Consider the following 13366-nt stretch of genomic DNA (forward strand, 5'->3'; position numbering starts at 1 on the left):
TTTTATTCTTGTGCTCAGCACGCCTTTGTTTTTTTAGCTCGGTACGCCCTGAAAGGGCAGAAGCTCTTAGCCCAGGGCACCGCCCTGGGTAATTATGGACGCAAGCCTGTCGCCCTGAAAGGGCAAAAGCTTTCTGTCCTTTCCCGATTCTATCTCAGAATATCCTTCAGCGCAAAATTGGCGAGGATGCTGGTGCTCTGGCTCAGCATGCGGATGAACTCCTGCGCCGAGTTCTTCATGTACGCATCCTTCAGGATGTGGATGCAGCCATCCATCTCGTTGTCGGCAGCATCTATCGGAATCGCTCTCATGCCTTTTTCCAGGATGGTGGTGGATTCTGAAAGAACCGTTACCAGGTTGCTGCGATGCAGGAGGTCGAAGATGATGTTCACATTATTCACCTCTACCATGATCTTGAAGTCGAGATCCTTGCCCTCTATCAGGTAATCGAAGGCGTTGCGAGCCTGCAGCCCCTTGCATGGAAGGATGAGGTCGTAGCGTTCCAGCTCTGAGAGCTTGATGGATGAAAGTCGTGCCAGGGGATGGTTCTCGTTCACGATCGCCGCCAGACGGTTGCTGAAGATGGCACGGCTGTCAATCGCCTTGTCTGTCTTGATTGGCTTGAAGGCAAGCACAAGGTCGAGCTCACGCTTCTTCAATCCATCCATCAGCTCCTGCATCGAACGGTACTGGATGTTCAGCTTCACGTGAGGATAAGCATGGAGGAAGGCGATGAGCGTTTCTGCCATGATGTTGCTGAAGGAGTAGGTAACGCCGATGTTCAGTTCGCCGGTGAGCATCTCCTTCAGGTCGTTCATGTGGTCAACGCATGCCATGGTGCAGTTTACGGCATTCTGGGCATAGGGAAGAAGCTCCTTTCCTGCCTCGGTGAGATAAACCTCGTGCGAGTTACGTTCGAAGAGCGGCAAGCCTATTTCCTGCTCCAGATGCGAAATCTGCTGCGAGAGGGTACTCTGCGTGATGTAGAGCTTGCGCGATGCCTCCGAGAAATTGAGCGTCTCGGCCACCTTCAGAAAATATTTGAGTTGTCGTATTTCCATTTTCCTTTTTTCACTAGTCTTATAATTACGCGTGCAAAGATAAAACTTTTATTTTAATTAGCCCTGCTTTCGGGCAAAATAATCAGATAAATCCTGTAATCCGTGGGGTTCAATGTCCCACAGATTACGCAGATTAACACTGATTCTTACTTGATTTCCACTTCGTGCAGATCCACGAATTCGCCATTCTTCTTCTTTCTCTCCACCAGCATGTTGAGCAGCTTGCGCTTGCGGTTGTCGGCGATGAAGCGGCGGAAGAATACATTAGGAATGGCTACACCCAGGGCGATGCAGATGATGGCGAGCGAAGCCTTGATCAGGTTGTTCATTCCCACGGTTACCTCGCCTACCACGCCGTGCATGTCGATGAAGGCAAACAGGGCACGATACATCAAGACTCCAGGTACCATTGGGATGACACTAGGAATGGTGATGCATTGGTGAGGGGTGTGGAACCAGTGGCGTGCCTTGATTACGATGACGCTGATGAGCGCAGAACCGGCAAGCGAACCGATGCTCAAGCCCATGTCGAGACCGATGTTGCCATTGGATGGACCCAGGTTGACGAAGTTGCGGAAGCAAACGGCGATGATACCGCCCACAGCCACAGCTGGCAACAGGCGTCTAGGTATGCTGAAGATGGTAGAGAAGCCCATGGCTGATACGGCTGCCGCGATGGCGAACTCCCAGTATTCGTGGTGAGGAGTCATGGTGAGATCCTTCACGAAGTTGTCGATGTGGCACACCTGGATGGCAAAGGCAATACCGAATGCCATGGCAAAGAGCATCAGCAGGGTGTTCAGGGCACGAACCATTCCCACCTCGATGTAGCCGTCGAGCATGTCGCTCACGAAGTTGATCAGCGGAACTCCCGGCACGATGAAGAGGGCGCACGCCATCAATGGGTGCCAAGGGGTAGCCGAATGCATGAAGCCCGGAAGGGCGGCTGCGATGGCTGGATTGAGCGAAAGGAAGGAGGTGAGCCACGCAATCAGCGTTGCCACGAATGCCGAAATACCGATGGCTACATAGTTGTTGCAGCCCTTGGTAGGCAGGAACATTCTCAGGCGGAAGCCCAGGATGGCTGCCAGGGAACAGAAGAAGAATGCTGGCCAGTCGCAACCGAACTGGATGCAGAATCCGCCGCAGGCAAATCCGCCGCCTATAGCCACCTGCCATGGGGTGAAGCTGCGTGGAGTGGACTTGATATCGTTGAGTGCCTGCTCATACTGTTCGAGCGAATAGTTATCCTTGATAGCTTGCCAGGTGAGCTTGCTTACCAGCGAAATGGAGGTAAGGTTGATGCCGTGCTTTTCGCAACGCTGGAATTTGGAGAAGGAATGCTCCTCGTCGCTGTAGTTCACCATCAGCACATTCCAGTTGATGTAAAGGTGCATGTAGCGTTCGTCGAGACCGAGGAACGCTGCAGCACGCTTCATCGTACGCATAATGCGCGAGGTGTCGGCAGCACTCTCCATGAGAATGCTGCCTGTACGTAATAATAAGTCGAGTTTCCTTCTGAGTTCTGTTTCTGCGATTTCCTTGCAGGTGTTCTTGCTGTTGTCTGCGCAATCGCAGATTTTCATGTTTTTTTCTGTCATATATTTATCCGAATACGAAAATGATGATCTGAATGGTTACGATTCTGAGGAACATGGCGAATGGATAAACATTCGCATAGCCTACAGATGGTGCATCTGCTGATGTCTGCTCACGTACGTAAGCCAGGGCAGATGGATTGGTGTTGGCGCCTGCCAGCACTCCGAGCAATGTATAATAGTTGATGTGGAACACGTATCTTCCGATGATGCCGCCCACGATGATTGGAATCATGGTGATGGCGATGCCATAGAGAATCCAGGTCATTCCGCTTTCTGATGCCACGGTCTGGATAAACTGTTCGCCGGTGCCCAGTCCCACGCAAGCCAGGAAGATGCAGATGCCTATTTCACGGAGCATCAGGTTGGCAGAGATGGTGTTGTAGGTCACGAGGTTGTACTTCGGACCGAAATAACCTATCAGGATAGCAACTACCAGAGGGCCGCCGGTCAATCCGAGACGCAGGTTCTCGTTGATGCCAGGGATGAAGAATGGGATGTTTGCCACGATACAACCCAGCATGATGCCCAGGAAGATAGGAATCAGGTTAGGGTAGTTGAGGCGCTTCATCTGGTTACCCAAAACTTTCTCGGTATGGGCGATGGCAAGCTCTGTACCTACCACGGTAACACGGTCGCCCAGCTGCAGCTTCAGCTGTGGAGTAGCAATCAGATCCACACCGTTGCGGTTTACTCGGGTAATGTTGGCACCGAGGTTTGAACGAATCTGCAACTGGCTGATGCTCTTGCCGTTGATGCCTGGCTTGGTGATGCGGATGCGGCGGGTAATCAGGTCTTCACCGAATTTCTCCTCGCTCACCTGAACCTTCTCGCCGAGCAGGGCGATGACTGGCTCTTCTACGGTAGGGTTGGCTACAATCTGCAGGATGTCGCCCTCGTTGATTCGGGTCTGTCCGTTTACCACCTCATCGTGCTTATCGCTATCTTTGCGGATAATCTTGGAAACCATGAAGTCGCGCTTCAGAATTTCTCTCATCTGCTTAATTGTGTCGCCGAATACCATCTGGTTGGTCACCTTTACCGAGAAGGTGTTCAGGGTCATCGCCTCCAGGTGTCCCATACCGCGCTTGGCTTCAGCTTCCTCTTCGCTCTTGTTGATGCGCAGCGCATACCTTAATATAATAAAGGAGAGGATGACGCCGAGCACACCCATAGGGTAGGCGATGGCGTAGCCGGCTGCGATGGATGGAGCATCGATGTGGCGCAGGTCGCTGAATGCCTGCTGGGCAGCTCCGAGTCCCGGGGTGTTGGTAACGGCACCCGAGAGGATACCTGCCATAGAGGTGATGGATGTTCCCGAGAACGAGAAGATGGCAAGGGTGGTGACGATACTCAGCGCTACTACGATGATGCTGAGCAGGTTGAGGCTCTTGCCACCGTTCTTGAACGAAGCGAAGAAACCTGGTCCTACCTCCAGACCGATGGAATAGACGAAGAGAATCAGTCCAAACTCCTTGAGGAAGTGGAGCAGATGCTCATCGAGATTGAGAGAGAAGTGACCGAAGATGAGGCCGATGAAAAGAATCCATGCCAATCCCAGGGAAACACCCTTTACTCTCAACTTTCCTAAACTCAAACCCAGGGTGATGACCAACGCCAGGATCAGCACGGAGTGGGCTACTCCGCCTCCCCACAGATCAGGGAAGCCATAAAACAGATTTTTTAAGATATCCATGTTCTTATATTAAACTATGTTATTGATTTTTACTATAACCGCATTTCTCTGATTTTCGATTGCAAAGGTATGGATAAAATCGAAAGCAAAAAAGGATTGGTGTTGGAATGAGTCGATTTCTGCTATTGAAAATTTCGATAGAGGAAGGAGCGGATAACGGGGAGAATGTAGCGCAGGAGAAAACATTTAGGCGAAATATGAGATTTTTCGGCATAAGATGGCGGCTTTTCGCAGAATTTGTTGTAACTTTGCCTTCACAAATGAATAATAGCGAATAGACAATGGATAATAACAATAAGATGATAACGGATACTCCAAGAGAGAAGGAACTGGAGACCAGAGACGAGCTCTTCCTTGCTGAGGTAAAGGACAAGAGGGTGGCGGTGCTGCTTTCGGGCGGCGTGGATAGTTCGGTAGTGGTATGGGAGTTTGCCCGACTGGGCCTGCACCCTGACTGCTTCTATATCAAGATAGGACCGGAAGAAAAGGAGGAATGGGACTGCTCTTCTGAGGAGGACCTGGAGATGGCTACCGCCGTGGCACGCAAGTATGGCTGCAAGCTGCAGGTGATAGACTGCCACCAGGAATACTGGAACGAGGTGACCCGCTACACCATGGACAAAGTGAAGGCTGGATTCACCCCGAACCCTGATGTGATGTGCAACCGACTCATCAAGTTCGGTGCCTTCGATGAGAAGATGGGCCACAACTACGACCTCATCGCCACAGGTCATTATGCGCAGACCGAAACGGATGAAAACGGCGATAAATGGCTCGTCACGAGTCCTGACCCCGTAAAGGACCAGACCGATTTTCTGGCTCAGATAGAGAGTTGGCAATTACGAAAAGCGATTTTCCCTATCGGTCATCACATTAAAAATGAAATTCGTGAGATAGCTGAAGAGGAACATCTCATTAATGCCAAGCGCAAGGATAGTCAAGGAATTTGCTTCCTGGGACAGATCAACTATAACGATTACATCCGCCGATACCTGGGCGAGAAACCGGGCGACGTGATAGAGATGGAGACGGGCAAGCGAATCGGCACCCACAAGGGCTTGTGGTTCCATACCATCGGCCAGCGCAAGGGACTGGGCTTCGGCGGCGGACCTTGGTTCGTAATCAAGAAGGATGTGGAGAAGAACATTCTCTACGTGAGTCACGGCTACGATCCTCAGACGGCGTACAAGAAAGATTTCCCATTGCAGGATTTCCATTTCCTCACCCGCGAGGTGGCGATGCAGAAAGTAACGTTCAAGATTCGCCATACGCCGGAGTATCATCCTGCTACCATCGAAAAACTCGAAGATGGCCGCTGGATGATACATTCAGAAGAGGCAATCCACGGCGTGGCTCCCGGCCAGTTCTGCGTGGTGTATGATGAGAATCATCATCGCTGCTATGGTTCGGGTGAGATTACTGTATAATTCTTATTCTTCTACGAGGCTGTTCAGTAATCCCTGGCAGGCATCTTCCAGGAGCGTGATTACCAGCTCGAAGTCGCTGTAGTCGCCGTAGTATGGATCGGGCACGGTGGTGTATTCACGATGGTGGGTCAGGAAATCTGCCATGCGCACCACCTTGTCCTTATCAGCCTGGCTGGAAGCCATGGAGGTGATGGCGCGGTAGTTCTCGTTGTCCATTACTACGATGGTTTCGAATCTCCCGAAATCGGATTTCTGGAACTGGCGGGCGTGACTGTTGAAATTGTAGCCATGCTCAGCTCCGCATTTTCTCATGCGGCTGTCGGGCAGCTGACCTACGTGCCAGTTTCCGATTCCTGCAGAATCGATTTCAAACTCATCCTGCAGTCCTGCTTTTTCTACCAGGCTCTTCATGATGCCCTCGCCTGCAGGCGAACGGCAGATGTTGCCCAGGCAGATGAATAATACGGTATGTTTACCTTTCTTTGTCATTCTTCTGATATTTATTAGATGTTTGTCAATATTTGCAAGTAAGCTCCATATGCTCAGAAAGTATGCTCCATCCCTTGCAAGTAAGCTCCACACGCCCTGAAAGGGCAGAAGCTCCTAGCCCAGGGCAACGCCCTGGGTTGTTCGGTGTTATAAACATACGCCCTGTAAGGACAAAAGCTTTAAAGTGTTGGTAATGAAGCTTTTGCCCTTACAGGGCGCCTTGATGGTTGCTGTTTGTACCCAGGGTGTTGCCCTGGGCTAGGAGCTTCTGCCCTTTCAGGGCGTGTGGGTGAAATCATCCACTTCAGTCCTTTATCGGAAAAATCTTAGTCGATTTCCTCATCAGCCTCGTAACCGCCCATCTCACGGATGGCGTTCTTCAGCATGGTATATTGCTGGTAGAGGTTGTTCACAGCCTCTTCGCCCTTGGTGTAGTCGTGCATTGGCGCCTTGAGGAAGAAGCTCAGGAAGCGCTGGGTGCCATAACGGCCGGCACGGGCAGCAAGGTCGCTCAGCAGACAGAGGTCGAGCAGCAATGGAGCTGCAAGGATAGAGTCGCGGCAGAGGAAGTTGATCTTGATCTGCATTGGGTAACCCATCCATCCGAAGATGTCGATGTTGTCCCAGCCCTCCTTGTTGTCGTTGCGAGGTGGATAATAGTTGATGCGTACCTTATGATAATACTGGGTGTCCTCGTCGTTGCCGTGGCCGTAGAGGTCTGGCTGCTCCTCTGGCTTCAGGATTGTCTCCAGGGTAGAGAGCTTGCTCACCTCCTTGGTATGGAAGTTGGCTGGCTCATCGAGAACGAGACCGTCGCGGTTGCCCAGGATATTGGTAGAGAACCATCCGTTCAAGCCCAGGCAGCGGGTGCCGATGATAGGAGCGAAACCACTCTTCACGAGGGTCTGACCGGTCTTGAAGTCCTTGCCTGCGATAGGCATCTGGGTCTTCTCAGCGAGTTCCCACATGGCAGGAATGTCAACCGTAGTATTAGGAGCACCCATGATGAAAGGAGCACCCTCGGTAAGGGCAGCGTAGGCGTAGCACATGGATGGAGCGATGTGCTGGCGGTCGTCAGCCTTCATCGCAGCCTCGAGAGCTGCCAATGTGCCGTGAATCTCCATGTCCACCGGTACGTAGATTTCTGTAGATGCAGCCCATGCAACAACGATGCGAGAGCAGCCGTTCTTCTCCTTGAAGTCTCGGATGTCCTGGCGCAGCGCCTCTACCATCTCCCAGCGGGTCTTGCAGTCCTTCACGTTGTCGCCGTCCAGGCGCTTGGCGTAGTTCTTGTCGAATGCAGCCTTCATCGGAACAATCTGTTCCAGCTCCTCGCGCACAGGGTTGATGTCCTTCTCCTTCAAAACCTCGGCATACATGGCTGCCTGATAGGCATTCTGAGGATAGACATCCCAGGTGCCGAATACGATGTCGTTGAGGTTGGCAAGAGGAACGATGTCCTTGTAGTGCAGATACTTCTTGTCTGCGCCCTTGCCCACACGAATCTTGTCGTACTGAGTCATTGAGCCTACTGGCTTGGTAAGTCCCTTGCGGGCCATCAGCACACCTGTCATGAATGTAGTAGATACTGCACCACAACCTACAACCATAATACCCAGCTTGCCATCAGCTGGTTTTACATTGTTCTGTTCCATTTCTAATGAATTATTAAGTCTTCTTTTTATTTGATTGATTGATTTGAGGGCAAAGGTACTGAAAACTGATGAATAAAGTGCAGTTTTCCCCTATAATCTGCTATAAATTTAGAAAAATTAGCATTATGGAAGTGAAAAAAGCGAGAAAAAGTAAGTATCTTTGCATCATATTTTTAAAATTCAAAGTTTTTTATAGCATGACAATAACGCTTAGTATCTTGATCATTACGGTTGCCATGTTTATTTGGGGCAAGGTGAGAGCCGATATCGTGGCGCTCACAGCCCTGGCAGCACTCCTGGTTTTCGGAATTCTTACGCCAGCCGAAGCTCTGGCTGGTTTCTCTTCGCCCATCGTCGTCATGATGATCGGACTCTTCGTGGTGGGTGGAGCCATCATGCAGACTGGTCTCGCCAAGCTGACGGGCAATAAACTGATGGCACTCTCGCGCGGCAACGAAACCATCACCTTCCTGCTGGTGATGCTCGTAACCTCCTTTATCGGAGCTTTCGTGAGCAATACCGGAACGGTGGCCCTCATGATGCCTATCATCATGAGCCTGGCAGCAGGTTCGGGCATGCAGTCGTCGCGCTTCCTCATGCCGCTCGCCTTCGCCGGAAGCCTGGGTGGAATGCTCACCCTCATCGGTACACCGCCCAACCTGGTTATCGACGAGGTGCTTACCGAGTCGGGATTCAAGCCGCTCGCCTTCTTCTCCTTCTTCCCAGTGGGCATCATCGTCATCGCCATCGGCATCATCGTGCTCATGCCGCTCAGCAAAATCTTCCTCAGCAGGAAACAGAGCGGAAAGAAGAAGAAAACCAAGTCGCTCGACGACCTGGTGGATGAATACCGCCTGCTCGACAATCTGCATCGCTACATCGTGCCAGGCAACCGGACTTCTGCCGCCAAGGATGAAAACGGCGAGCCGATGAACATCGTGGGAAAGACCCTGAAGGAACTCAGCATCCAGAAAAAATACGGAGTGAGTATCATCGAGATTAGAAACGAGAAGAAATCGAGACTCGGACTGGTGCAGGACGTAAACCAGAACATGGCGAAGAGCAGCAGTACCATTCAGGAGCACGACATACTATATATAATAGGTGACGAGCAGAAGATGCAGCGCTTTGCCCAGGATTACGGACTGAGGAGGATGAAGGACGTGAAGATAGATTTCTACGACCTGGGACTGACGGAAATCGTTGTGATGCCTACCTCCAACTTTGCCGGTTTGCGCATTGGCGATGCCAACCTGCGCAAGCGATTCGGCATCAACGTGCTGGGTGTGAAGCGAGGCGGAGGTTCATCATCCTCTTCTTCGGAGGGTGGCAGAAGCGGCAACGAATACATCACGGATAATCTGATAGCCACCAAGCTGCACGTGGGCGATATGCTGCTGGTGCAGGGCGAATGGACCAACCTGGCGCATCTTACTGCCGATACTTCCAACTGGGTGGTGCTGGATCAGCCGGAGAAGGCTGCCGACAAGGTTCTGCTGGATTACAAGGCGCCTGTGGCTGCTGCCATCATGCTGCTGATGATAGCCATGATGGTGTTCGATTTCATCCCGGTGGCTCCGGTTACGGCGGTCATCATCGCCGGACTGCTCACCGTCTTTGCCGGATGTTTCCGCAACGTGGAGGCTGCCTACAAGACCATCAACTGGGAGAGCATCGTGCTGATAGCCGCCATGATGCCGATGTCAACGGCGCTGGAGAAGACGGGTGCTTCGGCATTGGTATCTCAGGGGTTGGTGGATAGTCTGGGAGCGATGGGACCAACGGCTCTGCTGGCGGGCATCTACTTCACTACTTCGCTGATGACGATGTTTATCAGCAATACCGCCACGGCGGTTCTCATGGCGCCTATTGCCCTGGTGGCAGCCCAGCAGGTGGGGGTGAGTCCATACTCCTTCCTCTTTGCGGTAACCCTGGGAGCCAGCATGTGCTTCGCCTCTCCGTTCTCAACTCCGCCTAATGCGCTGGTGATGAAGGCGGGTGGCTACACGTTTATGGATTATGTAAAGGTAGGTTTGCCGTTGCAGATTGTCATCGGCGTGGTGATGACCTTCGTCCTGCCGCTGCTGTTTCCTTATTAAATTAAGGTAATGTTTTCTTATTACAATAGTTCGTTAATAATTCAATAATGTGCTAAGCAGCTATACGCTGTAAGCACGAGAGTCAAGGTCGGAGTCAGAAAGAAAATCCTATAATTTCTTGGCAGTTTCAATAGCGTATCTTCGCAGCAGATTTATAGAATCTAAAATAATCAATTATGGGTAGATACATCAACCCTTTTACCGATTGGGGCTTCAAGCGTCTCTTCGGTCAAGAGTTCAGCAAGGACTTGCTGATATTTTATGCCAAAGGAGCATGAGGTGACAAAGTTTAGGACAGACGTTGCTTTGAGGGAGAAGTCTAGTGACACTATTTTTTCTGACAAGCTTCGTTTTATCTATCTTTCTCTTCCTTTCTTTAATAAGAGTGAGGAAGAATGCGAGAGTGGTTTTGAAAAGTGGATTTATGTATTGAAGTATATGGAAATGGATGAAGTATTTAAAAATTTGCCTTTAGCGGAACAAAAGAAGATGCTCGATCATCTTGCGAAATTGGCAGATGTTCGATGCTTGAGTAGTGAGGAGTAGGAAAAATACGATGAGAGTATTAAGGCTGTTATTCCTGATGATGAGGAGATTGAGATAAAATAAATATGAATCATAACGAAAATAGCGAAAAGATGAATCAAATTACGATGCTCGGAACGGGAAATGCTACGGTTTCCCAGATTTATAACACCTGTTTTCTGCTCAAGACTTCCAGCACTCTGCTGCTGGTGGATGCGGGCGGAGGAAACGGAATCCTCTCGCAGCTGAAGAAAGCGAATGTTCAGATTTCTGATATTCATCATCTCTTCGTTACCCATGCCCATACCGACCACGTGCTGGGCGTGATCTGGGTAATCCGTATGGTGGCACAATGCAAGGGTTACGAGGGATTGCTGCATGTGTATGGAAACGACAAGGTGATGAAGGTGATCAAGACCATTATCGACATGATTCTTGCCAAGAAGCAACTGGCGAAGGTGGCTGAAAGGGTGGTGTTCCATCAGCTGGAAGATGGCGATTGTTTCGAGGTGGGGGATATGAAGCTGGAATGCTTTGATATTCAATCTACTAAGGAGAAGCAGTTCGGATTCCGGGCTGAGTTGCCAGGAACTTCAGAAGATAATGTTTCAGAAGATAAGGCTGCATCCGATAAAGCTGCATCTGAAAATCATGCTAAACCTTTGGTCTTGGCGTGTCTGGGCGATGAGCCTTATAATGAGCAGAACCGCCGCTACATTGAGGGGGCGGATTGGATGATGTGCGAGGCGTTCTGCCTTTATGCCGACCGCGATACGTTCAAGCCTTACGAGAAATGCCACAGCACGGCGCTTGATGCCGGAAAACTGGCGGAGGAACTGGGGGTGAAGAATCTCATTCTTTATCATACGGAGGAGAAGACTCTTGCTACCCGTAAAGAAAATTATACCCGTGAAGTTGCTGAGAACTTCAAGGGTAGAATCTTCGTTCCGGATGATTTGGAAGTGATTGATCTATAGGATTCTCTGGATTTCCACTTCCCGCTCTCCGAAATCTATCATGGCGTTGAAGAGGCTCACTTTTTCTGCCTTCTTGAGGTCTTCTGGTGTGAGGTCGGCTTCCTCGATGATGCCGGCTTCCAGAAGCTGGGCACGCTTGGTTCCTTGGAGCAGAGGATGCTTGGGGGTGAGCCATTTCTTGCCGTCGAAAAGGGCGAGGTTGGTGAAGGAGGTGTCTGTTATGAGGCCGTTTTTTACGATGATAATTTCATCGCAATCGCCCTTCTGGGCTACCAGGGCGTTGAGCGCACTTCGGTCTGTGCTCTTGTAGGTGTAGTCGATGGAATCATCCTCTACCACCTTGAGGGAATGAATCTCCTTCATCTTGTAGGGGGCATACTCGATGGCTTCCACGCCCTGGGCGCCATAAACTACTCGTGCCTTGTAAAGGTTCATTTCTTCTTTGGGAGAAATGAGGGATGAAAGATTCGTTTCTTCTGATGCAATGGATGGGAAGAACCTGCGGATGATTCTCTCCATTCTTGCCTGATGATAGGGCAGGGCCAGGGCCTTGCCGTTCTTGATTTTTATTGTTTCTACAAATTGCTGTTTCATAATTCTCATAATTTTTTGTGTAATCGATTTCCTAATATTCGGAAGATGGATTTTCTTGAATCGGAAGATAGATTTTCTGAATCACTTCTTCGTATTCCTTCCGGCAATCGCTCTTCGAGGTGATACCGCCACCTGCCTTGAAATACAATTCTCGGCTTACTTCAGGATTCTTTCCTTTTTCTGTCTTGGAAGGCGAAGCTTCTTCTTCGACGAATCGAATCATGACGGCGGAATTGAGTTCGCCCTGGTCGTAGATTCCCATGATGCCCGTGTAGAAGCCACGGTCGTAGCCTTCTGCCTCGTGGATGATCTGCATGGTTTTATCCTTCGGGGCGCCCGTGATGGAACCGGCTGGGAGCTGGGCATCGAGGATTTCGCCCAGATGCTGCCGGTAATCTTCGGGCAGGCGACCGCTGATTTCTGAACTGGTTTGCAGGATGTCGCCCTTGTTGGTGTGCAACACGTCGATGTAACGATATTTATCTACTCCTACGTTCTCTGCCACCCGGCTCAGGTCGTTCCTGATTAAATCTACGATGGTGGCGTGTTCTGCCGCCTCTTTCCGGTCTTCCATCAGTTGTTTTTCAGCATCGGGGAGGGATGCATCCAGGGTTCCCTTCATCGGACAGGAGTAGATTCTTCCGTTCTTGATTCTGACGAAGGTTTCGGGCGAAAAGCAGACGAAAGGATTTGAAATCTCTTCGATGTTCTCTTCTTTCGGATAAGTTTTGTTCTGAAATTCTTCTTCCATCTTATCAGCTTTATTCTGCGATTCTTCTTCTTTCTGCTGAGCTTTATCTTCTGTTTGATTTCTCTTTCTTCTGAGCAGCAGTTTATACTTTCCTTTTGCCCGATGGAAAATATCCTCTAATGAGAGATTGCAGCTTACGGGAACCTTGCAGGTGAGATTCGTGAGATAGCTGTTGCCCGCCATGATGTTGTTCTTCACGATGTCGAAACTTCGCTCGTAATCCTCATAAAGGGGTGGGGCTATCTGCCAAGAAATCTTCGCAATCTTTTCCGAATTATTTTTCATCTCATCAGAAGAATTCCCTCTTCCTTCGAAATCGAAGAGGCATTCTTCGGAATTTATATCTGATAGCTGGCGGATGAACGCCTTGTCGCCCTGATAGTTGATGACAAAGAGAAAAGGCTCGTCCTGGCTTGCCAATCGGTTGATTTTATCTATGATTTCCTGTTTCATGTCTGCAAAGATACTGCTTTTCTTTGGATGGGCAAAAGATT

The 13366-nt window shown here is 50.2% G+C and carries 11 protein-coding genes; 4 read left to right on the forward strand and 7 right to left on the reverse strand.

Annotated elements, in window-relative coordinates; all coding sequences use genetic code 11:
• Positions 1-149: 149 nt before the first annotated feature.
• The 3 genes from DW657_RS05770 to DW657_RS05780 form a co-directional block, all read right to left on the reverse strand.
• Entirely contained in the window at positions 150-1061 is a 912-nt protein-coding gene (locus DW657_RS05770) for a LysR family transcriptional regulator (protein ID WP_118311755.1), read from the reverse strand.
• Between the two features lie 146 nt (positions 1062-1207).
• The gene (locus tag DW657_RS05775; protein WP_369973466.1) at positions 1208-2647 is read right to left on the reverse strand and encodes a threonine/serine exporter ThrE family protein; all 1440 of its coding nucleotides are present in this window, start codon (positions 2645-2647) and stop codon (positions 1208-1210) included.
• A 19-nt stretch (positions 2648-2666) separates the two neighbouring features.
• Positions 2667-4355, reverse strand: a complete 1689-nt coding sequence (locus tag DW657_RS05780; protein WP_118311756.1) for a putative transporter — start codon at positions 4353-4355, stop codon at positions 2667-2669.
• Positions 4356-4654: 299 nt separating this feature from the next.
• Between DW657_RS05780 and mnmA the strand changes: the two genes are divergently transcribed.
• Positions 4655-5782 (forward strand): tRNA 2-thiouridine(34) synthase MnmA, encoded by a 1128-nt coding sequence (mnmA, locus tag DW657_RS05785; protein WP_118311775.1) that lies wholly within the window; start codon positions 4655-4657, stop codon positions 5780-5782.
• A 3-nt stretch (positions 5783-5785) separates the two neighbouring features.
• On the opposite strand, the gene DW657_RS05790 is transcribed toward mnmA, so the two are convergent.
• Positions 5786-6271, reverse strand: a complete 486-nt coding sequence (locus DW657_RS05790; protein ID WP_118311757.1) for a low molecular weight protein-tyrosine-phosphatase — start codon at positions 6269-6271, stop codon at positions 5786-5788.
• Positions 6272-6597: 326 nt separating this feature from the next.
• Positions 6598-7926: an inositol-3-phosphate synthase gene (locus DW657_RS05795; protein WP_118311758.1), complete on the reverse strand. Its 1329-nt coding sequence runs from the start codon at positions 7924-7926 to the stop codon at positions 6598-6600.
• A 197-nt stretch (positions 7927-8123) separates the two neighbouring features.
• Here DW657_RS05795 and DW657_RS05800 point away from each other — a divergent pair, with 197 nt between their 5' ends.
• The 3 genes from DW657_RS05800 (at position 8124) to DW657_RS05810 (ending at position 11527) form a co-directional block, all read left to right on the forward strand.
• Complete coding sequence (locus tag DW657_RS05800) at positions 8124-10025, forward strand: SLC13 family permease (RefSeq protein WP_118311759.1); 1902 nt, start codon at positions 8124-8126, stop codon at positions 10023-10025.
• A gap of 279 nt (positions 10026-10304) precedes the next feature.
• A complete protein-coding gene (locus DW657_RS05805) occupies positions 10305-10571 on the forward strand; it encodes an Rpn family recombination-promoting nuclease/putative transposase (protein ID WP_233546623.1) in 267 nt (88 codons plus the stop codon).
• A gap of 65 nt (positions 10572-10636) precedes the next feature.
• Positions 10637-11527, forward strand: a complete 891-nt coding sequence (locus DW657_RS05810; protein ID WP_233546624.1) for an MBL fold metallo-hydrolase — start codon at positions 10637-10639, stop codon at positions 11525-11527.
• Here the strand turns inward: DW657_RS05810 and DW657_RS05815 are convergent.
• Complete coding sequence (locus DW657_RS05815) at positions 11522-12130, reverse strand: aminotransferase class IV family protein (RefSeq protein ID WP_367400143.1); 609 nt, start codon at positions 12128-12130, stop codon at positions 11522-11524. The two genes, DW657_RS05810 and DW657_RS05815, sit on opposite strands and share 6 nt — an antisense overlap.
• 22 nt (positions 12131-12152) lie before the next feature.
• A complete protein-coding gene (locus DW657_RS05820; RefSeq protein WP_233546625.1) occupies positions 12153-13325 on the reverse strand; it encodes an aminodeoxychorismate synthase component I in 1173 nt (390 codons plus the stop codon).
• Between the last annotated feature and the right edge of the window lie 41 nt (positions 13326-13366).

The sequence above is a fragment of the Prevotella sp. AM23-5 genome (genome assembly GCF_003473645.1).
Lineage (GTDB): Bacteria > Bacteroidota > Bacteroidia > Bacteroidales > Bacteroidaceae > Prevotella > Prevotella copri_A.

Bases quoted from the DNA above. Each gene is read 5' to 3' on its own strand.
- DW657_RS05780 (WP_118311756.1), bottom strand. From the start codon at position 4,355: ATGGATATCTTAAAAAATCTGTTTTATGGCTTCCCTGATCTGTGGGGA.
- DW657_RS05800 (WP_118311759.1), top strand. From the start codon at position 8,124: ATGACAATAACGCTTAGTATCTTGATCATTACGGTTGCCATGTTTATT.
- mnmA (WP_118311775.1), top strand. From the start codon at position 4,655: ATGATAACGGATACTCCAAGAGAGAAGGAACTGGAGACCAGAGACGAG.
- DW657_RS05815 (WP_367400143.1), bottom strand. From the start codon at position 12,130: ATGAGAATTATGAAACAGCAATTTGTAGAAACAATAAAAATCAAGAAC.
- DW657_RS05770 (WP_118311755.1), bottom strand. From the start codon at position 1,061: ATGGAAATACGACAACTCAAATATTTTCTGAAGGTGGCCGAGACGCTC.
- DW657_RS05810 (WP_233546624.1), top strand. From the start codon at position 10,637: ATGAATCATAACGAAAATAGCGAAAAGATGAATCAAATTACGATGCTC.
- DW657_RS05775 (WP_369973466.1), bottom strand. From the start codon at position 2,647: ATGAAAATCTGCGATTGCGCAGACAACAGCAAGAACACCTGCAAGGAA.
- DW657_RS05795 (WP_118311758.1), bottom strand. From the start codon at position 7,926: ATGGAACAGAACAATGTAAAACCAGCTGATGGCAAGCTGGGTATTATG.
- DW657_RS05790 (WP_118311757.1), bottom strand. From the start codon at position 6,271: ATGACAAAGAAAGGTAAACATACCGTATTATTCATCTGCCTGGGCAAC.
- DW657_RS05820 (WP_233546625.1), bottom strand. From the start codon at position 13,325: ATGAAACAGGAAATCATAGATAAAATCAACCGATTGGCAAGCCAGGAC.